This window comes from Streptomyces sp. Tu6071, assembly GCF_000213055.1.
Taxonomy (GTDB): Bacteria; Actinomycetota; Actinomycetes; order Streptomycetales; family Streptomycetaceae; genus Streptomyces; species Streptomyces evansiae.
This window is the reverse complement of record NZ_CM001165.1, coordinates 3170350-3190331: the sequence shown is the minus strand read 5'-3', so window position 1 is coordinate 3190331 and position 19982 is coordinate 3170350. Positions and strand designations below refer to the sequence as shown.

The following is a 19982-nucleotide window of genomic DNA, read 5'->3' as shown; positions in this document are numbered from 1 at the left end:
CTCTCCCCGGCACGGGGGAGGGGCGGGCGCCCCGCTGTGTACGGGCCTTGCCCGGCCCGCGCTCAGCGGCGGGGCCTGCGCCCCGGCTCCTGCCTCGGGAGCTTCTGCGCCGTCGTGCCCGGCAGCGTCGGCTTCGGCAGCGTCTCCACCTCGTGCCTGGCCTCCTCCAACTGCTCGGCGGTGTCGTCGGGGAGGTGCGGCGGACGGGGGGCGGGGGAGCGGAAGCCGAAGGCGGAGGTGAGGTCGCCGAAGGTGCGGCGACGCCACTGGCTGATGTTGGGCTCGCGCACGCCGGTCACGCGCTCCAGGAACTGGAGCACGGAGGTGTGGTCGAACGCCTCCCCGGCCGCGTACCCGCCGACCGTCCACGGCGAGACGATGACGCACGGCACCCGGAAGCCGCCCCCGACGGGCAGCCCCTGCACGAACTCGTCGGGGGTCCCGGCGCGCGGCGTGGGCGGCACGACGTGGTCGAACAGGCCGTCGTTCTCGTCGTAGTTGAGGATGAACGCCGTCTTGCGCCACAGCTCCGGGTTGGAGGCGATGGCCTCGATCTTCGAGGCGACGTAGTCGGCGCCCGCCGCGGGGAGGTAGTCGGGGTGCTCGGACTGCTCGCTCGTGCAGATGATCCAGGAGACGGTGGGGAGTTTCCCGGCGTGCGCGTCGGCCTCGAAGGTGCCGGTGGGCTGGGGGCGGACGCCCTTCTCGTACAGGGGGTCGCCGGGCTTCGCGTCGCGGAAGTTCGCGAAGTTCTCCAGCATGTTGCAGCCGTAGTCGTCGTCCTCCTGGTACACCCTCCAGCTCACCCCGGCCGCCTCCAGGCGCTCGGCGTACGTGGTCCAGGTGTAACCCCCGGCGGGCGCGGTGTTGTTGAGGATCGGGCCGCCGTGCTCGCCGTTCGGGTCGAGCGTCCCGGTCATCCAGTACATGCGGTTGGGCCAGGTGGGCCCGAACACCGAGCAGAAGTAGTTGTCGCAGACGGTGAACGCCTCGGCGAGGGCGAACTGGAAGGGGATGTCCTCGCGCGTGTAGTAGCCCATGACGTACGGGCCGTTCTTGCCGTCCGCCTTGCGGTGCGCGGGCAGCCAGTTGTCCATCTTCCCGTTGTTCCACGCCTCGTGCTGCACGGACCAGGCGTGGCTCGTGGAGGGGATGGCCTGGGCGCTCGTGGAGTGCGTGTCGAGGTGGAAGGGCAGCGTGTAGCCGTCCGGGTTGACGGCGTCGGGCTGGAAGAAGACGGACTTGCCCGTCGAAAGCCGTTGCGCGCGCGGGTCGTTGAAGCCCCGTACCCCGCGCATGGTCCCGAAGTAGTGGTCGAAGCTGCGGTTCTCCTGCATGAGCATCACGACGTGCTCGACGTCGTCGAGCGAGCCGCCGTGCCGGGGCCCGGCGGCCACCGCCTCCTGCACGCTCGGCGGCAGCAGGCTCAGCGCGGCGGCGCCGCCGGCCACGGTCCCGGCCGAACCGAGGAGTCTGCGACGGGTCATTCCGGCCATGACGAATCCACTTCCCTTGCGGTGGGGGGCAGTTGCGGGGCTTGGTGAGCCACGCCCACTGAACCCGGGGCCGGGGAAAGCGGATCAGGGCGATTACGTGAACGCTGCAACAACCAATCGCAAAGCAACCAAACGAAAGCAAAGAGTGAGGGCCGGGGCAGCGGGGCCGCCCTCGCTTTCCTGGCGCTTCCCGCGTTCCGCCCGGCTCCCGCGTTTCGCCCGGCTCCCGCGTGGCAGGCGTACGCCCCGGAGCGACGCCAGAATGAACCACCGGCACCGGTGTGGTCGCCGCGCACGTCCCCCTCAGGAGACCTCCATGCCCCGCGCCACCCGCTGGCTCGCCCCGCTGCTCCTGCTCCTCCTCTGGCTGGGCGCCGGCGCGGTGTGCGGCCCGTACGCCGGGCGGCTGGGCGAGGTGTCGACCAACGACCAGGCCGCCTTCCTGCCCCGCAGCGCCGAGTCCACCAAGGTGCTCGACGAGCGCGAGCGCTTCGACCGCGAGGAGTCGCTGCCCGCCGTGCTCGTATGGACGGCAAAGGACGGCGGGCGGCTCGGCCCGGAGGCGCGCGAGGCCGCGACGCGCGCGCTCGGCCGCGCGGCCGGGACGGACGGCGTCCTCGGGCGGCCGTCCCCGGCGCTGCCGTCGAAGGACGGCGAGGCGCTCGAAGGCGTCGTACCGCTGCGCCCCGGGCTCGGCGACAAGCTCCCGGACACGCTCGACGCGATCCGCGCGCAGGCGGAGAAGGTGCCGGGCACGGCGGTCGGCATCGCGGGGCCCGCCGCGACGCAGGCCGACCTCTCCGACGCCTTCGCCGGGATCGACGGCATCCTCCTCGGCGTGGCCCTCGTCGCCGTCCTCGTCATCCTGCTGCTCGTCTACCGCAGCGTCCTCATGCCCTTCCTCGTCATCCTCAGCGCCGTCTTCGCCCTCGCCGTCGCGAGCGCGCTCGTGTACGTCCTCGCGGACCACGACGTCGTGCGCGTGGACGGCCAGGTGCGCGGCATCCTCTCGATCCTCGTGATCGGGGCGGCGACGGACTACGCGCTGCTCCTGACCGCCCGCTTCCGCGAGGAACTGACGCGGCACGGCGACAGGTTCGTCGCGGTACGGGCCGCCCTGCGGCGTTCGGCGGGCGCGATCGCCGCGAGCGGGGCGACCGTCGCGCTCGGGCTTCTCGCCCTGCTCATCAGCGACTTGACCAACAATCGCGCGCTCGGCCCGGTCGGCGCCCTCGGCATCGGGTGCGCGCTGCTCTCGACGTTCACTTTCCTGCCCGCCGCGCTCGTCCTCCTGGGGCGGGCCGCGTACTGGCCCAAGCGGCCGACGGCGGACGGGCGGACCGCCGACGGGACCACGGCTGTCGGGCCGGGGGCGGACGGAACCCCCACTGCCGGGCCTGCCGCGAAGAGTTCGGCCGCGAACGTTCCGGCCGCGAACGACCCGGCCGCGAACGGACCGGCCGCGGACCTCGGCACGGGCGGGCGGAGCGGGCGGTGGCAGCGCGTGGCCGGCTGGGTGGACCGCTTCCCGCGCCGCCTGTGGATCGCCACGACCGTCGCCCTGCTCGCCCTCGCGGCCTTCGCCCCGACGCTGCGCTCCTCGGGCGTCCCGCTCGACGAGACCTTCGTCGGCGACGCCTCCTCGGTGAGCGCCCAGCAGACCCTCGACCGCCACTTCCCCGGCGGCTCGGGCCAGCCCGCCGTGATCCTCACCGACGCGGACCGCGCCGCCGCGGTCGTCCGGGCGGCGCGCGGCGTCGCGGGCGTGGACGCGGCGGCCCCGGTCGGCGCGGACGGCCGTCCCAGCGGGAAACCGCAGGTCGCGAAGGGCCGCGTGGAGATCGACGCGACGTTGCGGGCCGCCCCGGACAGCGGGGCGGCGAAGGACGCCGTCCGCGCCCTGCGCACGGCGGTACGGGAGGCGGGCGGCGCCGGTACGCGCGTCGGCGGCTACACCGCGCAGCAGATCGACACCGAGGACACGGCGGCCCACGACCGCACGCTCATCGTCCCCGTCGTGCTGCTCATCATCCTGGCCATCCTGATCGGCCTGCTCCGCGCGCTCCTGCTCCCCCTGCTGCTCGTCGCGACGGTCGCCCTCAACTTCGCGGCGACGCTGGGGGTCTCCTCGCTCGTCTTCCGCCACGTGTTCGGCTTCACGGGCACGGACGCCTCGGTACCGCTCTACGGCTTCGTCTTCCTCGTGGCGCTCGGCGTGGACTACAACATCTTCCTGATGTCCCGCGTCCGCGAGGAGACCGCCCGGCACGGCTCCCGCGAGGGCGTCCTGCGCGGTCTCGTCTCCACGGGCGGCGTCATCACCTCGGCGGGCGTCGTGCTCGCCGCGACCTTCGCGGCCCTCGGCGTCATCCCGCTCTCGTTCCTCGCCCAGATCGCCTTCATCGTCGCCTTCGGCGTCCTCATGGACACCCTGGTGGTCCGCTCCCTCCTGGTCCCGGCGCTGGTACGGGACCTCGGCGCGCGGGCCTGGTGGCCGAGCGGGATCGGGCGGGGGCGGTAGGAGCGCGCCCGGCCCCGGGGGAGGGCCGCGGGCGGACCGCGAGGGCGTGAGGGACCGAGCCGTTACCATCGAAACGTTGGACCTGTCCGTCACCGGGAGGGAATCGGAGGCAAAGCGGTCCGGCGGGCCGCGAACCCGCGGAGAGAGGCTCCGGGGCCCCGACCGAAGAGACGAGGGGCACATGGAGTTCGGCGAGTCGCCGGGGATCGGCAGACAGTTCGCCTCGGCGGCCGGGGACGACGCGGTCATCGCGTTCCTCCAGCGGATGTACGGAATGGGCGTGGCCGTCGAGGACCTGGGGCGGTCCGCCCAGGTCTCGGTGAGCCGGCTGGAAACGGCCTCCGTCGCCGTGGACCGGGTGGCCTCCACGACCCGCTTCGGTTTCGAGGCCGGGCCCATCGACACGCTGATGGTCCTCTACCTGCGTTCGGGCACCTTCGAGGCGCGCACCGGCGGGGTCGCGGCGGCGGTGCGCGCCTGGCAGCCGATGGTCGCCTTCCAGCCCGGCCTGCCGGCCGTGGGCTACCTGGACCGCATGGACACCCGGACGGTCACGGTCGATCTCGCGACGGTCCGCTCGGTCGCCGGTTTCGGCGCGCACGAGGAGCGGGAGCCGCTGCACTTCACGAGCCTGACCCCGGCCTCGGAGGCGCTCGGGGAGTCCTGGCGGGCCACCGCCGACTACGCGGCCCAGGTGCTCGGTACGGGGGTGGGCGAGCCGCTCGTGCACGACACCCTGGCCCGCGCCCTGGCCGGTGTCGCGCTCGCGGCCTTTCCGAACACGTACCGCCCCCAGGACCCGGAGGCCCGTACGCCGGGCCGGGTCGGCGTGGCGACGGTCCTCCGGGCCGCCGCCGCGGCCGAGGCGGGGGCGGCGGCGCCGCTCGGCCTCGCGGAACTCGCCGAAGCCGAGGGCGTGCCGGGCGCGGACCTCGCGGCGGGCTTCGCACGTCACCTCGGTCTCGGTCCCGCCGCCCTCGTGCGCCGCTTCCGGCTCGCCCGCGCCCACGCGGAAGCGCGTGAGGGCGCCCCCGGCACCGACCTGACGGCGCTCGCGCACCGCTGGGGCTGGGCCGACCCGCGCGCCTTCGTCCACGCCTACCGCACGGTGTACGGCGGCCCGCCACTCCCCGGCACCGCTTGAGCGCCCCCGGACGGGCGCGCGCCGAGGCGCGCCGGGTGCCCGCCCAGGCCGATGCCGCCCGCGGGCCGGACCGCGCGCCGTGCCGGTGCGGTGCGCGCCCCCGCACCGCCCCCGCAAGGTGGCTCACTCCTCCCCGATGTCCTCGTTCCACACGTCCGGGTACTTCTCGATGAACTCCGTCATCAGGTCGACGCACTCCGGGTCCGTCAGGCGGATGATCTCGACGCCCTGTTCCTCCAGCCAGTCCTCGCCGCCCTTGAACGTCGTGGACTCGCCGATCACCACGCGTGTGATGCCGAACTGCTTGATCAGGCCGGAGCAGTACCAGCACGGCGAGAGCGTCGTGACCATCGTCGTGCCGCGGTACGTGCGCTGGCGGCCCGCTTTGCGGAAGGCGTCCGTCTCGCCGTGCGAGGACGGGTCGGCGTCCTGGACGCGGCGGTTGTGGCCGCGGCCGAGGAGGGTCCCGTCGGCGCCGTAGAGCGCCGCGCCGATCGGGACGCCGCCCTCGGCGAGACCCTGGCGGGCCTCCTCGACGGCGGGGCGCAGCCACTCCTGGGCCTGTTCGGTCGTGAGCATCAGGACTCCTTCGGGGTACGGGCCAGCAGGGCGTGGAGCAGCGCGCTCACGGCGAAGCCGACCGGGCAGGTGAGGTCGCCGAGGCCCGGCCAGTGCGCGGGCAGCGGGCCCACGTACATCTCCTGGTGGGAGAAGAGCGGGACCGAGACCGCGACGCCCGCGAGCAGGGCGATCAGCCCGGCCGCGTTCGTGTGGCGGGGGTCGGAGAGACGGCGGGCGACGAGTGTGTCGGGGGTGCGGCGGCGGCGCCACTGCTCGACGAGCACGACGCCCAGCCAGGGCGCGGTCCAGTACGCGATCACGAGGAGGAACGACTCGAAGGCGTGGCCCGCGTCGTCGAGCGAGGCCCACGCGGCGATCGTGCCGACCGCGCCCGTCAGCGCGGTGAGCGTCGCGCGGTCGAGGCCGCGCGGCAGGGCGCGCGCCGTGAGCGAGGCGAGCGAGACGGACGCCGAGTAGACGTTGAGCGTCGAGGCCGCCATGCCGCCGAGGATGATCGCGAGCAGCGTGAGGTGCGCGAGCCAGCCCGGCAACTGGCCGGTGAACGCGTCGGTCGGGCTCGCGCCCTCGGGGGCGAGGACGGTGCCCGAGGCCGCGCCGATGACGGACACGACGGACACGGAGAGGAACAGGCCGAGGCCCGAGTACCAGCCGGTGGCCCGCGCCGACGTCGTACGGGGCAGGTAGCGCGCGTAGTCCGACGCGCACGGGTTCCACCCGGCCGTGAAGCCGAACGACGCGCTGAACGCGAGCAGGAACGCGCCGAAACCGCCCCCGGAACCCGCCTGCCCGAGGTGCGCGCCCTTGAAGATCCACACCCCCGCGAGCAGGAAGATCACGGCGAGGACGGGCAGCGCGTACCGCTCGAAGCGGTGCACGAGGTCGTGCCCCACGTACCCGACGACGACTTCGAGCGCCACGAGGATCAGGAGGCACGCGAGCGGCGGCAGGCCGGTGAGGGAGTTGAGCGCGAAGGCCCCGCCGAGCGTGTTCATCGCGAACCAGCCGATGCCCGCGACGAGCGCGTTGACGGTGGACGGGAGCGCGTTGCCCTTGTGGCCGAAGGAGAGCCGGCCGAGGACCATCTGCGGGACGCCGAAGCGCGGGCCGTCGACGGAGAGGAAGCCGTGCGCGACGGCGCCGAGCGCCGCGCCGAGCACGAGCGCCATGACGGCCTCCGTGAAGCCGAGTCCGAAGGCGGCGACGGCGAGGACACCGATGTACGCGGTCGCCCAGCCGACCTGCGGCGCGGCCCAGGTCCACAGGAGCTGACGGGGGTGGCCGTGGCGCTCGGCCTCGGGTACCGGCTCGGCGCCGGAGGTCTCGACGACCCCGGCGGGCCTCGTGGTGGCCGGGTCCTCGGTGCGGGGCGGGGCCTCGGGGGCGGGGGTGCTGGTCATGGCCTCGGTGAGCGGACGTGCGGACACACCGGCGGGGCGGGTCCGCGGCGACGGGGGAGCGGCGCGCCGGGCGGACGAGCGGGGGCGTGGTCCGGGCGGGGCCGTCGTCCAGTTTCGCGCACGGAGGTGGGTGCCTCGTACAGGGAAGCGGGGCGGAGCGGTGTGATGTGCGTCGGGTGGGCTGGAGGATCGTACGAGTACGGGGCGCCCCGGGCCCGTGCCTCAGCTCTTGCCGTTCCCCTTGTCCGTGCCCCCGCCCGCGTCCTTCCGCCTCAGCTCGTCCTCCCTGCGGCGGAGGTCCTCCTCCCAGGCGCGGAGGCGTGCCGCGTCGTCCTCGTTCCCGGCGGGGGCGGGGATGCCGACCTCGGGAGCGGTGGGGGTGGCGGGGGCTTCGGGGGTCTCGGCAGCGGGGGAGAACGGTCGGTCTTCCTCGTGGTCGTCCGCGCGGCCGGAGCGGTCGTCCGGGCTGCCGGGGCGGTCGTCCTCGCGGGCCGGGCGGTCGTCCTTGCGCAGCGAGTTCAGGAACTCCGGGTTGTCGTCGGGGGCGACCCAGCCGCCGCGCCCGCCGCCCGCGCGCGAAGCGGCCGCGTACCCGCGCTCCCGTCCGATGATCAGCCAGCAGACGGGCCCGACGATCTGGAAGAGGAGGATGAGGATGGCCCACAGCGGCTTCGGGAGCCAGCGGACGTCCTCCTCGGCGGTCGTCACGCAGTCGATGAAGGCGAAGACGCACAGCGCCAGCGGCAGCAGGATCAGGAGCACCCGGAGCATGTCGCTCTCCTTCGCGGGTCGCGGCGGTCGTGCGAGGGGGAGGGTGGCCCCCGGCGTGAGCCCCGTCCGGGCCCCGTTACCGGCTCAGGTTAACGGGTGCCGGATACTGGTCGGCATGGCTTACGACGATCTCCGCTCGCTGCTGCGCGCACTGGAGCGCGACGGCGACCTCACGCGCATCAAAGCCGAAGTCGACCCCCACCTGGAGGTCGGTGAGATCGTCGACCGGGTCAACAAGGCCGGCGGCCCCGCTCTCCTCTTCGAGAACGTCAAGGGCTCCTCGATGCCCCTGGCGATGAACGTCTACGGGACCGACCGCCGCCTCCTGAAGGCCCTCGGCCTCACGTCGTACGAGGACATCTCCGGGATGATCGGCGGCCTCCTCAAGCCCGAGCTGCCGCACGGCTTCACGGGCGTGCGGGACGCCTTCGGCAAGCTCGGCGCGATGGCGCACGTACCGCCGCGCAAGGTGAAGGACGCGCCGGTGCAGGAGGTCGTCCTGCGCGGGGACGACGTGGATCTCGACGCGCTGCCCGCGCTCTTCACGTGGCCCGAGGACGGCGGCTCCTTCTTCAACCTCGGCCTCACCCACACGAAGGACCCCGAGTCCGGCGTGCGCAACCTCGGGCTCTACCGCCTCCAGCGCCACGACGCCCGCACGATCGGGATGCACTGGCAGATCCACAAGGACAGCCGCAACCACTACCAGGTCGCCGCCCGCCGAGGCGAACGCCTGCCGGTCGCCATCGCGTTCGGCTGCCCGCCCGCCGTGACGTACGCGGCGACCGCGCCGCTGCCCGGGAACATGGACGAGTACCTGCTCGCCGGTTTCGTGCAGGGCAAGCGGGTCGACATGGTGGACTGCGTGAGCGTCCCGCTCCAGGTCCCGGCGCGCGCGGAGGTCGTTCTCGAAGGGTGGCTGGAACCGGGGAAGACGCTGCCGGAGGGGCCGTTCGGCGACCACACCGGTTTCTACACGCCGCAGGAGCCGTTCCCCGCGCTCACGATCGACACGGTCACGATGCGGAAGCGGCCCCTGCTCCAGTCCGTCGTGGTCGGCCGCCCGCCGACCGAGGACGGGCCGCTCGGGCGAGCCACGGAGCGCTTCTTCCTGCCGCTCCTGAAGGTCATCGTCCCGGACATCGTGGACTACCACCTGCCGGAGGCGGGCGGATTCCACAACTGTGCGATCGTTTCCATCGACAAGAAGTACCCGAAGCACGCACAGAAGGTCATGCACGCGGTGTGGGGTGCCCACATGATGTCGCTGACCAAGCTCGTCGTCGTGGTGGACTCCGACTGCGACGTCCACGACCTCCACGAGGTCGCCTGGCGTGCCTTCGGGAACACGGACTACGCCCGCGACCTGACCGTCGTCGAGGGCCCCGTCGACCACCTGGACCACGCCTCGTACCAGCAGTTCTGGGGCGGCAAGGCCGGGATCGACGCGACCCGCAAATGGCCCGAGGAGGGCTACACGCGTGACGGCGGCTGGCCGGAGATGATCACCTCCGATCCGGAGGTCGCCGAGCGGGTCACGAAGCGGTGGAAGGAGTACGGGCTGTGAGCAGCGAGGCCACGGTGGGCGGGGGAGCGGCGGCACGACCCCCGCAGTCGCGCGGGGGCGTCTCGGCGTTCCTGCGGCTCGTCATGATCGAGCACTCGGTCTTCGCCCTGCCCTTCGCGTACATCGCGGCGCTCACCGCGATGTTCCAGGTGGACGAGAACATCCACTGGGGCGACCTGCTCCTCGTGACCGTCGCGATGGTCGGGATGCGGACCTTCGCGATGGCGGCGAACCGGATCATCGACCGCGAGATCGACGCCCGCAACCCCCGTACGGCGGGCCGCGAACTCGTCACCGGCGCGGTCTCCGTCCGCTCCGCGTGGACCGGCGCGATCGTCGCGCTCGCCTTCTACTTCGGCGCGGCGGCGCTTCTCAACCCGCTGTGCCTCGCGCTCTCGCCGCTCGCGGTGATCCCGATGGTCGTCTACCCGTACGGGAAGCGGTTCACGAACTTCCCGCACGCGATCCTCGGGCTCGCGCAGGCGATCGGGCCGATCGGCGCGTGGGTCGCGATCACGGGCGAGTGGTCGTGGCACGCGGTCGTGCTCGGGATCGCGGTCGGCGTGTGGATCGGCGGCTTCGACCTGATCTTCGCCTGCCAGGACGTGGCTGCCGACCGCGCCCACGGCGTGAAGTCGGTCCCGGCGCGCTTCGGCATCCCGGCGGCACTGTGGGGCGCGCGCGCCTCGGCCGTCGTCACGACGGGCCTCCTCGTCTGGTTCGCCCTCCTCACCGACGCGGGCGTCCTCTTCTGGGTGGGCCTCCTGATCGTCGCGGTCGCCTTCGTCTACGAGCACTCCATCGTGCGCCCGCACGACCTGAGCCGCCTGAACCGCGCCTTCTTCTCGGTCAACGGCTTCATCGGCATCGCCCTCTTCGTCTGCGCGCTGGCGGACCTGGCGGTACGGGGGCTGACGGTTTAAGCGCGTCAGCCGACGGAGACACCTCACCCCTTCGCGTGGGCCGTCCTCTTCCCGCATTCGCCGTAGCAGGCGGCAGCGGTAGCTTGACGCCTACCATGAGGAGCAGGAGGGAGGCTCACCCATGTCTCTGACTGATGCCGAGCGCCTGCACTCGCAGCTCAGCCGGCTCGAAGACGCGTTTCCCGGCTACAGCACGGAGATAGTCGAGGGCAGCATCGTGATGAGTCCGGTCAAGCCGCACCACAACCGGACGATGGTCGCGGTGTGGGTCTCCTTGGAGCAGAGCCTTCCCCCGGAGTGGGGCCTGGCCAGCGATGTCGCGTTCCTCTTCGACGGCGAGAACGAGTTCTGCCCGGATATCGCGGTCATTCCCCAAGCCGACGCCGACGAGAACCGCAGCGTGTACGACCCCGCGACCGCGGAGCTGGTCGTGGAGATCGTTTCGCCCGGGAGCCGGACCCGCGACTACGGACTGAAGCCCCAGCGGTACGCCGCCAAGGGAATCCCGCACTACTTGATCTTCGATCCGTACCGGGCCGAGTGCGTGACGTACTGGAACCCTTCGGCGGATGGCTACCGGGGCCGCGACACCGTGCCTTACGGGACCGTCGTGAAGATCGACAGCCCCGTTCTGGGCGGGGTGCGTATCCCGACCGACCGGCTCCCGGTGGATCCCGGCGTCTGAACCCCGGCTACTTCACCGCGCGGGGTGTGCGGAAGGCGAAGGCTGCCAGGATGCCGCCGAGGAGGCCGAAGAGGTGGGCCTGCCAGGAGACGCCGGACTGGTTGGGCAGGGCGCCCCACAGGATCGAGCCGTACACGGCGGCGACGATCAGGCCGAGGACGACGTCGACGACGCGGCGGTCGACGAAGCCCCGCACCAGCAGATAGCCGAAGAGGCCGAAGACGACGCCCGAGGCGCCGGCCGTGACGGAGTGGGGCGGGGCGAGGAGCCAGACGCCCGCACCGCTCACGATGATCACGACCGCCGAGACGGCGATGAGGCGGCCCGCGCCCGAGAGCGCGGTCAGGAAGGCGAGCACGAAGAGCGGGACGCTGTTCGCCGCCAGGTGGTCGTACCCGAAGTGGAGGAACGCGGCCGGGATCAGGTCGCGCAGCTCGGAGACGTCACGGGGGCTGATGCCGTACGTGTCGAGGACGTTCCCGTTCGACTGGTCGTAGAACTCCAGGAGCCACAGGAGCGCGAGCCAGCCGCCCGCGAGCACGGCCGCCGTCTTGAAGCGGCCCCCGCGAGCGGCGCCGGTGCGGGCCGGAGTGGTGCCTGCCGTCATGAAGTCCTCCCCCTGTCGACTGTCCGAACGCCCGAGCGGCGCCCCGGGTTCCACCGGTCCCGTCCCGCGCCGCTCCCGCCGGCCCGGAGGGGGCGCCCAGGCCACGCCCGGCCGCCACCCGCAGGAGGCATCCCACCCCCAGCCATTAGGCTCGACGCCGTGGAGCATGCCCAGCCGGACCGTCCTGCCAACCCCTCCGTCTCCCCGCGTCGCCCGTGGGTCGTCGGCGTCTCCGGTGCCTCCGGCACGCCCTACGCCGCTGCCGTGCTGCGCGCGCTGCTCGACGCGGGCGAGAGCGTGGACCTCGTCGTGAGCCGGTCCGCGCGGCTCACGCTGCTCGACGAGACCGGCATCTCCTTCCGCGACGCCCACTGGCGCGAGGATCTCGGCGCCTGGCTCGCGCGCGGCGCCGACGGCAGGCCGGGGGCCTTCCCGGTGCCGCCGCTCGACGACGTACGGCACTGGGCGGCGGGCGACCTCGGCGCCGGGCCCAGCTCCGGCTCGTACCCCGCGAAGGGCATGCTCGTCGTGCCCGCCTCGACCGCCAGCGCGGCGGGCATCGCGCTCGGGCTCTCCAAGGACCTGCTCCAGCGCACCGCGAGCGTCACGCTCAAGGAGCGCCGCCCCCTCGTCGTCGCCCTGCGCGAGACCCCCCTCAGCCGCCCCACGCTGCAACACCTCCTCGCCCTCGACGAGGCGGGCGCCGTCGTCCTGCCCGCGTCGCCCGCCTTCTACGCGGGCGCCACGCACCTCCAGGACGCCGTGGACTTCGTCGCGGGGCGCGTGCTCGACGCGGTGGGTGTGGAGCACGGGCTCTACCGCAGGTGGCGCGGCGAACTGGGCGAGGCGCGGGCCGTACGGGCGGGGTAGCGCCGGACGGGCGGGGGGCGCCGCACGGGGGGTCCCGGGCCCGTACCGCCGTAAAAGCCTCAGCCGCGCCCCCGCGCCACGCGCATTTCGCAGGAAACTTGCCGTAAGGGCCTTCGATTCTTTATGTATAAGCTCGCCGGGACGCGAATAATGAAAGGTATCGGGGATATGGACGCCGTGGACAGGAAGCTCATCCAGGCCCTGCGGGAGAACGGGCGGGCCTCCTACGCCGAGCTGGGCCGGCTCGTCGGGCTCTCCGGGCCGAGTGTCACGGACCGCATCAACCGCCTGGAGGCGGCCGGCGTCATCACCGGCTACCGCGCCACCGTCGACTCCGCCGCGCTCGGCCTCGGCGTCGTCGCGCTCATCGGCATCTCGCTCAGCGACGCGGCCGACCACGAGGACGTCGCCCAGCGGCTGCGCGCTCTGCACGAGATCGAGGACTGCTGGTTCATCGCGGGCGACGACTCGTACATGCTCAAGGTCCGCGCGGGCGACGTCGACGGTCTGGAGCGGACGATCCGGCGGCTCTCCGGCACGAAGGGCGTCTCGCGCACCCGTACCACCGTCGTGCTCTCCACGAAGTGGGAGAACCGCGTGGGGGAACTGCCCGAGGAGGAGTGACCGGGCGCTCGCGGCGGAGTGACCGCCGCGGGGTAGCGTGGCGGGGCACGGACACGACATCTGGGAGGCGACCGCATGGACGCGGGACTGAAGCGCGAACTGGAGCAGAAGGTACGCGCCGGTGAGCGGCTGACCCGCGAGGACGGTATCGCCCTCTACGCCTCGGACGACCTCGCCTGGCTCGGCGGCCTCGCCCACGAGGTGCGCACCGCCGAGAACGGCGACGTGACGCACTTCAACGTCAACCGCCACCTCAACATGACGAACGTGTGCACCGCCTCCTGCGCGTACTGCTCCTTCCAGCGCAAGCCGGGCGAGAAGGACGCGTACACGATGCGCATCGAGGAGGCGGTCCGGCTCGCCAGGGCGATGGAGGGCGACGGGCTCACCGAGCTGCACATCGTCAACGGCCTGCACCCGACGCTGCCCTGGCGCTACTACCCCCGTTCGCTGAGCGAGCTGAAGAAGGCGCTCCCCGCGAACGTGGCGCTCAAGGCGTTCACCGCGACCGAGATCCACCACTTCGAGACCATCTCGGGGCTGCCCGCCTCCGAGATCCTCGACGAACTGATCGACGCCGGGCTCGAATCGCTCACCGGCGGCGGCGCCGAGATCTTCGACTGGGAGGTCCGGCAGCACATCGTGGACCACAACACCCACTGGGAGGACTGGTCCCGCATCCACCGGCTCGCGCACGAGAAGGGGCTCAAGACCCCGGCGACGATGCTCTACGGGCACATCGAGGAGCCCCGGCACCGCGTCGACCACGTGCTGCGGCTGCGGGAACTCCAGGACGAGACCGGCGGCTTCCAGGTCTTCATCCCGCTGCGCTACCAGCACGACTTCGTCGACATGAAGGACGGCAAGGTACGCAACCGGCTCCAGGCCCGCACGACGATGGCCTCCGGCGCCGAGGCCCTCAAGACCTTCGCCGTCTCGCGGCTCCTCTTCGACAACGTGCCGCACGTCAAGGTCTTCTGGGTCATGCACGGCCTCCAGACCGCACAGCTCGCCCTCCAGTTCGGCGCCGACGACATGGACGGCTCCGTCGTCGAGTACAAGATCACGCACGACGCGGACGACTTCGGGACGCCCAACAAGCTGACCCGCGAGGACCTGCTCGACCTCATCCGCGACGCCGGGTTCCGGCCGGTGGAGCGGAACACGCGGTACGAGATCCTGCGGGAGTACGAAGGGCCTGAGCGGGGGCGGCGGGACGAGCCGCAGGCCATGCGGGTCTGAGGGGCGGGAGGGGGCGGGGCTGCGCCCCTCGCCCCCGTTCGGGGCTCTGCCCCGCGCCCCGGTTCGGGGCTCCGCCCCGCGCCCCGCTCCTCAAGCGCCGGAGGAGCTGAAGATTTCGCAGGCGTCTCATTCGGGCGGATGCGTAAGGACTACCATCGGAGTATGTCCCTTACCTTCACTCTTGATCCCGCTGTCGATTTCCGGCTTCGTGATGAGATCCTCGGTCTGTGGGCCAAGGTCACCGATGCCGGGGGGTCCGTCGGGTTCGTGCCGCCTGTGACTCCGGAGGAGATCCGGCCGCAGCTCGTGCGGCAGCTCGTGACCATGACCGAGGGCGGCAGCCGGCTGCTCGTCGGGAAGGACGAGGACGGGGTCGTACGGGCCACCGCCTTCCTCACGCTCAACACGCACCGCCTCATGCGGCACTGGCTGTGGCTCTACACCGTCATGGTCGACCCCGATCTCCAGGGGCAGGGCGAGGGGCGGGCGCTCATGGCGGCTGCCGCCGACGCCGCGCGCTCCCTCGGTGGGATCGAGGCGATCCGGCTCACGTGCCGGGGCGGGCAGGGGCTCGAAGGCTTCTACGAGCGCTGCGGGTACAAGGAGGTCGGGCGGATTCCGGACGCCATCCGCGTCGCCCCGGGCGACGACCGCGACGACATCTTCATGCTCCTCCCGCTGACCTGAGCGGACGGGCGCGCCGCCACCCCCTTGACAGCCGCGGCGGTCCCGCGTGTTTCACTGGGGGATGCGTCCTGCCCCCGCAATGGGCCCATTCGCGACGGAAGAGTGAAGTGACATGCTCCGTTACACCCTGATGCGTTTCGGCGTCTTCGCCGGCTGCTTCGTGGTCGTCTGGGCCCTCGTCTACAGCGGTGTCCTGCCGAAGGGGCTCGGGGACTCCAACTACCTGTGGGTCATCTTCCTCGCGCTCGTCATCTCCGCGCCGCTCAGCTTCGTCCTGCTGCGCGGCGTACGCGACGACGCCTCGCGCAAGATCGTCGAACGCGTCGACCGCGCCAAGGCGAACCTCCACGCGAGCCAGGAGGCGGAGGACGCCGCCGACGACGCGGCCCGTACGGGCGGCGGTGCCGCCGGCGGTCCGGCGAGCAGCGAGACCCGTACCGCCTGACGCGAGCCGCCGAAGGCTCGGAACGGGCGCGGCTCCTCGGTCCCGGGCGCGGTTGTGACGCGAATCACCCGGGCCCCTGGAACCGGTTCACGCCAATCGGCGCAGGGCCGGGCTGACGCCCCCTCAACTGCCGTGCCCCATCGCCGTATCCCTTCGGGGTGCGGCGATTTCGCATGTCGGCGCCCGCCCGCCCGCGTACTCCCGCGCCCGCGCGCACCCGCCCCCGCACCCCCGCGAACGCGCCGTTCCCCAGCTCTGCCCCAAAGAAAGACTTTGGTTGCCTCAAAGCGCTGGTGTTAACGTGCTGGACATGACTCGTGCGACGACACCCCGCCACCCCAGGAGCAGCCTGCTGCTCGTGGCGCGGCTGCATGTCGATCTCTGTCGCCGGGTCAGCGCGGCCTGTCGGCGCGGCTGAGCGATGCCGTGCGCACGCGCGGCTGAGCACCTCCACCCGTACCGCCCCCGTCCCCGTCCTTTCACCCACGCCTCACCGGAGTGTGTCCGTGTCCGCGAACATACCTTCGGGTGATCGGTCTGCCGCCGCGCAGAGCGACCGCCCGCAGTCCGCTCGCCCCCGTCTTCCCAAGATCCCGTTCTGGGCGCAGATCCTCGGCGGTCTCGTCCTCGGGGCCCTCCTCGGCTGGCTCGCCCGGGGCCAGGACATCTCCTGGCTCGGCACCACGCTGGAGAAGATCGGCGGGATCTTCGTCCAGCTCCTGAAGCTCGCCGTCGCGCCGCTCGTCTTCTTCGCGATCCTGGTGTCGATCACCAACCTGCGCAAGGTCAACAACGCGGCCCGCCTCGCCGTGCGCACCCTGCTGTGGTTCATGATCACCTCGCTCATCGCGGTGGCGATCGGCCTCGTCATCGGCCTCGTCACGAACCCGGGCTCGGGCACGGGCCTGACCCCGGCGGACGGCGAGAAGCCGCAGCACACCGGCTCGTGGATCGACTTCCTCACCGGGATCGTCCCGACCGACATCATCACGCCGTTCTCGCAGCTCCAGGTCCTCCAGATCGTCTTCATGGCGGTCGTGGTCGGCATCGCGATCCTCAAGATCGGCGAGAGGGCGCAGCCGATCCTCACGCTCAGCGAGTCGGTCCTCGAACTGCTCCAGAAGGCGCTGTGGTGGGTCATCCGCCTCGCCCCGCTCGGCACGGTCGGCCTCATCGGCAACGCGATCAACTCGTACGGCTGGGACCTCATCAGCAAGTACGCGACCTTCACCGCCGACGTCTACGTGGGCTGCGCGCTCGTCCTCTTCGGCGTCTACCCGCTGCTCCTGTCGACCGTCGCGAAGGTCAACCCGCTCCAGTTCTTCAAGGGCGCCTGGCCGGCGATCCAGCTCGCCTTCGTCTCGCGCTCCTCGGTCGGCACGATGCCCGTGACGCAGCGCGTCACCGAGCGGCTCGGTGTCCCGAAGGAGTACACGAGCTTCGCGGTGCCCTTCGGCGCGACGACGAAGATGGACGGCTGCGCCGCCATCTACCCGTCGATCGCCGCGATCTTCGTCGCGCAGATCTTCGACATCCACCTCGGCGTCGGCGACTACCTGCTCATCGCCTTCGTCTCGGTCATCGGCTCCGCCGCGACCGCCGGGCTCACGGGCGCGACGGTCATGCTGACGCTGACTCTCTCCACGCTCGGCCTCCCGATGGAGGGCGTCGGCCTCCTCCTCGCGATCGACCCGATCCTCGACATGATGCGCACCGCGACCAACGTCGCCGGTCAGTCCGTCGTGCCGATCATCGTCGCCTCGCGCGAGAAGATCCTCGACCGCGTCGCCTACGACCACGCGCACGCCTCGCCCCTCGACGAGGAGCCCGAGGCCCCGGCGGAGCAGGCTGCCGAGGACAAGCAGCCGGTCGGGGTCTGACGACAGACCGGAAGCAAGGGGTACGGGGACGGGGCCGCGTTCGGCGAGAACGCGGCCCCGTCCCCGCGCCCCTCTCCGCGCTCCTCCCGGGCGAGCGGCCGGCGCCCGTGGGGGCGCGCGTAGGCTTGGCCGGTGGACGGGGCGGGGGAAGTGACCGTGGAGTGAGCGGGAAGGCGCGGGTGCGGGCGCGGCGGATGCCGCGGGCCGAGCGCGAGCGGCAGATGCTCGACGCGGCGGTGCGGGTCATCGGGCGGCACGGGTACCAGGCCGCCTCGATGGACGAGATCGCCGAGGCCGCCGGGGTCTCCAAACCCCTCGTGTACCTCTACCTCCACTCCAAGGAAGCGCTGTTCACGGCGTGCGTCGAGCGCGAGGCGCGCACGCTGATCGCGGCGATCAGCGAGGCGGTCGGCCAACAGGAACCCGCGGAACGGCAGTTGTGGAGCGGGCTGCTCGCCTTCTTCCGGTACGCCGACGAACGGGCCGACGGCTGGCGCGTCCTGCACATCCAGGCCCGTACGCACGGCGAGCCCTTCGCCCGCCTCGCCGACACGATGCGCGCCCGCGTCCTCGGCTTCGTGACCGCCCTCCTGACGAGCGCGGCCCGCGCGGCGGACGGGACCAGGGACCTCGGGGAGCCCGAGCTCACCGGTCTCGCGCACGCCCTCGTCGGCGCCGCCGAGTCCCTGGCGACCCGCGCGGCCGACGACCCGGCCCTCACCCCGACCGCCTCGGCCCGCACCCTGATGGACTTCGCGTGGACGGGCCTCGGGGGGCTGGTGGCGGGGGAGCGGTGGAGCTGAGGGAGCGGCAGGCAGGGGCGGTGGACGGGTAGTACGGGGCGGGGCGCGGTTTCGTGCGGGCGGTTTCGCGTCGTCGGGCGGGCACTCCCCACGCCGCACAAGACAGAGGCCCCGTCTCCGCCGCCGGGCGGGGACAGGGCCTCTTGGTACTGCGTACTAGGTCCGGGACCGGGAATCCGGTCCACCGCTCGCGAATGGGCTCCGCGAGACCGGTGTCAGAGCGCGCTGACGTTCTCCGCCTGCGGGCCCTTCGGGCCCTGGGTGACGTCGAAGGTCACGGCCTGGTTCTCCTCGAGGGAGCGGAAGCCGTTGGCGTTGATCGCGGAGTAGTGGACGAAGACGTCGGGGCCGCCGCCCTCCTGGGCGATGAATCCGAAGCCCTTTTCGGCGTTGAACCACTTCACGGTTCCGGTAGCCATAAGCCCTCCTTGGGCCAAAGGGTTGCCCTGCTCCAGAACCTGCACGTGCGATAAACAAATGCATACCCTGAAAACGACGAGAGCCCGCGGTCACATGCTCCGCAGGCTCTGTACTGCAAGGGAAACCAAACTGCAACTTGCGGGCGAGCCTAGCATGGGGCCGCCCGAAAGCGATAGAGGGCAAGATCACTTCACTCGGATGTCTGAAACCGTGTGAAGGCGTCTTGACATACGCGAAAACACAAGGGTGGCGCGAGCCCGCGGGCCCGCCCGATTCCTTCCCCCTTTAGAGGTCTAGTCTCGCGATGTGGACCATTCTGACTTCCCCGCGCGCCCCGTCACCGCCCGCCCCCGCGTCGGGCACATCCAGTTCCTCAACTGCCTCCCCCTCTACTGGGGCCTCGCCCGCACCGGCACCCTCCTCGACCTCGAACTGACCAAGGACACGCCGGAGAAGCTCAGCGAGCAGCTCGTCGGCGGCTCGCTCGACATCGGGCCGATCACGCTCGTCGAGTTCCTCAAGGCCAGTGACGACCTCGTGGCGCTCCAGGACATCGCGGTCGGCTGCGACGGCCCCGTCATGTCCTGCGTGATCGTCTCGAAGGGCCCGCTGGAGGAGCTGGACGGCGCCCGCGTCGCCCTCGGCTCCACCTCGCGTACCTCCGTGCGCCTCGCGCAGCTCCTCCTCGCGGACCGCTACGGCGTCACGCCCGAGTACTACACGTGCCCGCCCGACCTCGGCCTGATGATGCAGGAGGCCGACGCCGCCGTCCTCATCGGGGACGCCGCGCTGCGTGCCAACCTCCACGACGGTCCCCGCCTCGGCCTGCGCGTCCACGACCTCGGGCAGATGTGGAAGGACTGGACGGGCCTCCCCTTCGTCTTCGCCGTCTTCGCGGCGCGGCGCGACTACCTGGAGCGCGAGCCCGAGGTCGTCGCCGAGGTGCACCGCGCCTTCCTGGAGTCGCGCGACCTGTCGCTCGTGGAGGTCGCGAAGGTCGCCGAGCAGGCGGCGCGCTGGGAGAGCTTCGACGCGGAGGTCCTGGAGCGCTACTTCCGTACCCTCGACTTCCGCTTCGCGGGCCCGCAGCTCGGCGGCGTGCGCGAGTTCGCCCGCCGGGTCGGGCCGACGACAGGGTTCCCTGCGGACGTGCGGGTGGAGGTGCGGGAGCCCTGAGGGGCGGTCCGGGGCGGGCGGGCCCGCGCGTGCGGAGGCGCGTGGGGGAGTCGGGTGGGCCCCGCGGTTCCGCGTGGTCGGCCGTCGCTCCCGGATGCTGGTGCGTCTGTGCCGTACGTACGGTCGTGCGGTAGTCGCTCCG

General features: G+C 72.1%; 19 protein-coding genes. 13 read left to right on the top strand and 6 right to left on the bottom strand.

Annotated features, from left to right (window positions below; genetic code table 11):
• Nucleotides 1-62: 62 nt before the first annotated feature.
• Nucleotides 63-1496: an alkaline phosphatase family protein gene (locus tag STTU_RS13070; protein ID WP_043255054.1), complete on the bottom strand. Its 1434-nt coding sequence runs from the start codon at nt 1494-1496 to the stop codon at nt 63-65.
• A 316-nt stretch (nt 1497-1812) separates the two neighbouring features.
• On the opposite strand from STTU_RS13070, the gene STTU_RS13065 reads away from it, so the two are divergent.
• Both STTU_RS13065 and STTU_RS32225 read left to right on the top strand, forming a co-directional pair.
• Nucleotides 1813-4017 carry an MMPL family transporter gene (locus STTU_RS13065; protein ID WP_007823496.1) on the top strand — a complete coding sequence of 735 codons (2205 nt, stop codon included), beginning with the start codon at nt 1813-1815 and terminating at the stop codon, nt 4015-4017.
• Between the two features lie 181 nt (nt 4018-4198).
• Nucleotides 4199-5161, top strand: a complete 963-nt coding sequence (locus tag STTU_RS32225; protein ID WP_007823495.1) for a helix-turn-helix domain-containing protein — start codon at nt 4199-4201, stop codon at nt 5159-5161.
• Between the two features lie 123 nt (nt 5162-5284).
• Here STTU_RS32225 and STTU_RS13055 read toward each other — a convergent pair whose 3' ends face one another.
• From STTU_RS13055 to STTU_RS13045, 3 genes are all read right to left on the bottom strand, one after another.
• On the bottom strand, nt 5285-5740 hold the full coding sequence (locus STTU_RS13055) for a nucleoside deaminase (RefSeq protein WP_007823493.1): 456 nt from the start codon (nt 5738-5740) through the stop codon (nt 5285-5287).
• Nucleotides 5740-7167 carry a purine-cytosine permease family protein gene (locus STTU_RS13050; RefSeq protein WP_007823491.1) on the bottom strand — a complete coding sequence of 476 codons (1428 nt, stop codon included), beginning with the start codon at nt 7165-7167 and terminating at the stop codon, nt 5740-5742. The genes STTU_RS13055 and STTU_RS13050 overlap by 1 nt, the downstream gene beginning before the upstream one ends.
• A gap of 195 nt (nt 7168-7362) precedes the next feature.
• Nucleotides 7363-7911 (bottom strand): PLD nuclease N-terminal domain-containing protein, encoded by a 549-nt coding sequence (locus tag STTU_RS13045; protein ID WP_007823489.1) that lies wholly within the window; start codon nt 7909-7911, stop codon nt 7363-7365.
• A gap of 115 nt (nt 7912-8026) precedes the next feature.
• Between STTU_RS13045 and STTU_RS13040 the strand changes: the two genes are divergently transcribed.
• The 3 genes from STTU_RS13040 to STTU_RS13030 all read left to right on the top strand — a co-directional run bounded on the left by STTU_RS13040 (nt 8027) and on the right by STTU_RS13030 (nt 11086).
• Nucleotides 8027-9478: a menaquinone biosynthesis decarboxylase gene (locus STTU_RS13040; protein WP_007823487.1), complete on the top strand. Its 1452-nt coding sequence runs from the start codon at nt 8027-8029 to the stop codon at nt 9476-9478.
• Nucleotides 9475-10401, top strand: coding sequence for a menaquinone biosynthesis prenyltransferase MqnP (gene mqnP, locus STTU_RS13035; protein ID WP_043255052.1), 927 nt, complete (start codon nt 9475-9477; stop codon nt 10399-10401). Before STTU_RS13040 ends, mqnP begins: the two co-directional genes overlap by 4 nt.
• Before the next feature lie 121 nt (nt 10402-10522).
• Entirely contained in the window at nt 10523-11086 is a 564-nt protein-coding gene (locus STTU_RS13030; RefSeq protein ID WP_043255051.1) for a Uma2 family endonuclease, read from the top strand.
• Nucleotides 11087-11093: 7 nt separating this feature from the next.
• Here STTU_RS13030 and STTU_RS13025 read toward each other — a convergent pair whose 3' ends face one another.
• Nucleotides 11094-11693, bottom strand: a complete 600-nt coding sequence (locus STTU_RS13025; RefSeq protein WP_043255049.1) for a rhomboid family intramembrane serine protease — start codon at nt 11691-11693, stop codon at nt 11094-11096.
• A 159-nt stretch (nt 11694-11852) separates the two neighbouring features.
• Here STTU_RS13025 and STTU_RS13020 point away from each other — a divergent pair, with 159 nt between their 5' ends.
• From STTU_RS13020 to STTU_RS12990, 7 genes are all read left to right on the top strand, one after another.
• Nucleotides 11853-12563, top strand: a complete 711-nt coding sequence (locus tag STTU_RS13020) for a UbiX family flavin prenyltransferase (RefSeq protein WP_043255047.1) — start codon at nt 11853-11855, stop codon at nt 12561-12563.
• Between the two features lie 168 nt (nt 12564-12731).
• Nucleotides 12732-13187 (top strand): Lrp/AsnC family transcriptional regulator, encoded by a 456-nt coding sequence (locus tag STTU_RS13015; protein ID WP_009067948.1) that lies wholly within the window; start codon nt 12732-12734, stop codon nt 13185-13187.
• 75 nt (nt 13188-13262) lie between these two features.
• Entirely contained in the window at nt 13263-14429 is a 1167-nt protein-coding gene (gene mqnE / locus STTU_RS13010) for an aminofutalosine synthase MqnE (RefSeq protein WP_043255046.1), read from the top strand.
• A 162-nt stretch (nt 14430-14591) separates the two neighbouring features.
• Entirely contained in the window at nt 14592-15116 is a 525-nt protein-coding gene (locus STTU_RS13005; protein WP_007823476.1) for a GNAT family N-acetyltransferase, read from the top strand.
• Nucleotides 15117-15228: 112 nt separating this feature from the next.
• Nucleotides 15229-15561: a DUF4229 domain-containing protein gene (locus STTU_RS13000; protein ID WP_007823474.1), complete on the top strand. Its 333-nt coding sequence runs from the start codon at nt 15229-15231 to the stop codon at nt 15559-15561.
• 506 nt (nt 15562-16067) lie between these two features.
• The gene (locus STTU_RS12995; RefSeq protein WP_052862361.1) at nt 16068-17441 is read left to right on the top strand and encodes a dicarboxylate/amino acid:cation symporter; all 1374 of its coding nucleotides are present in this window, start codon (nt 16068-16070) and stop codon (nt 17439-17441) included.
• Between the two features lie 161 nt (nt 17442-17602).
• Nucleotides 17603-18244: a TetR/AcrR family transcriptional regulator gene (locus tag STTU_RS12990; protein WP_007823470.1), complete on the top strand. Its 642-nt coding sequence runs from the start codon at nt 17603-17605 to the stop codon at nt 18242-18244.
• Nucleotides 18245-18459: 215 nt separating this feature from the next.
• On the opposite strand, the gene STTU_RS12985 is transcribed toward STTU_RS12990, so the two are convergent.
• Nucleotides 18460-18663 carry a cold-shock protein gene (locus tag STTU_RS12985; protein ID WP_008746266.1) on the bottom strand — a complete coding sequence of 68 codons (204 nt, stop codon included), beginning with the start codon at nt 18661-18663 and terminating at the stop codon, nt 18460-18462.
• Nucleotides 18664-18970: 307 nt separating this feature from the next.
• Here STTU_RS12985 and STTU_RS12980 point away from each other — a divergent pair, with 307 nt between their 5' ends.
• Complete coding sequence (locus tag STTU_RS12980) at nt 18971-19840, top strand: menaquinone biosynthetic enzyme MqnA/MqnD family protein (protein WP_007823465.1); 870 nt, start codon at nt 18971-18973, stop codon at nt 19838-19840.
• Nucleotides 19841-19982: the final 142 nt, after the last annotated feature.

Excerpts from the sequence above, each read along its gene's own strand:
- STTU_RS13070 (WP_043255054.1), bottom strand. The coding sequence starts at position 1,496 with ATGGCCGGAATGACCCGTCGCAGACTCCTCGGTTCGGCCGGGACCGTG.
- STTU_RS13065 (WP_007823496.1), top strand. The coding sequence starts at position 1,813 with ATGCCCCGCGCCACCCGCTGGCTCGCCCCGCTGCTCCTGCTCCTCCTC.
- STTU_RS32225 (WP_007823495.1), top strand. The coding sequence starts at position 4,199 with ATGGAGTTCGGCGAGTCGCCGGGGATCGGCAGACAGTTCGCCTCGGCG.
- STTU_RS13055 (WP_007823493.1), bottom strand. The coding sequence starts at position 5,740 with ATGCTCACGACCGAACAGGCCCAGGAGTGGCTGCGCCCCGCCGTCGAG.
- STTU_RS13045 (WP_007823489.1), bottom strand. The coding sequence starts at position 7,911 with ATGCTCCGGGTGCTCCTGATCCTGCTGCCGCTGGCGCTGTGCGTCTTC.
- STTU_RS13040 (WP_007823487.1), top strand. The coding sequence starts at position 8,027 with ATGGCTTACGACGATCTCCGCTCGCTGCTGCGCGCACTGGAGCGCGAC.
- STTU_RS13030 (WP_043255051.1), top strand. The coding sequence starts at position 10,523 with ATGTCTCTGACTGATGCCGAGCGCCTGCACTCGCAGCTCAGCCGGCTC.
- STTU_RS13025 (WP_043255049.1), bottom strand. The coding sequence starts at position 11,693 with ATGACGGCAGGCACCACTCCGGCCCGCACCGGCGCCGCTCGCGGGGGC.
- STTU_RS13015 (WP_009067948.1), top strand. The coding sequence starts at position 12,732 with ATGGACGCCGTGGACAGGAAGCTCATCCAGGCCCTGCGGGAGAACGGG.
- mqnE (WP_043255046.1), top strand. The coding sequence starts at position 13,263 with ATGGACGCGGGACTGAAGCGCGAACTGGAGCAGAAGGTACGCGCCGGT.
- STTU_RS13005 (WP_007823476.1), top strand. The coding sequence starts at position 14,592 with ATGTCCCTTACCTTCACTCTTGATCCCGCTGTCGATTTCCGGCTTCGT.
- STTU_RS13000 (WP_007823474.1), top strand. The coding sequence starts at position 15,229 with ATGCTCCGTTACACCCTGATGCGTTTCGGCGTCTTCGCCGGCTGCTTC.
- STTU_RS12985 (WP_008746266.1), bottom strand. The coding sequence starts at position 18,663 with ATGGCTACCGGAACCGTGAAGTGGTTCAACGCCGAAAAGGGCTTCGGA.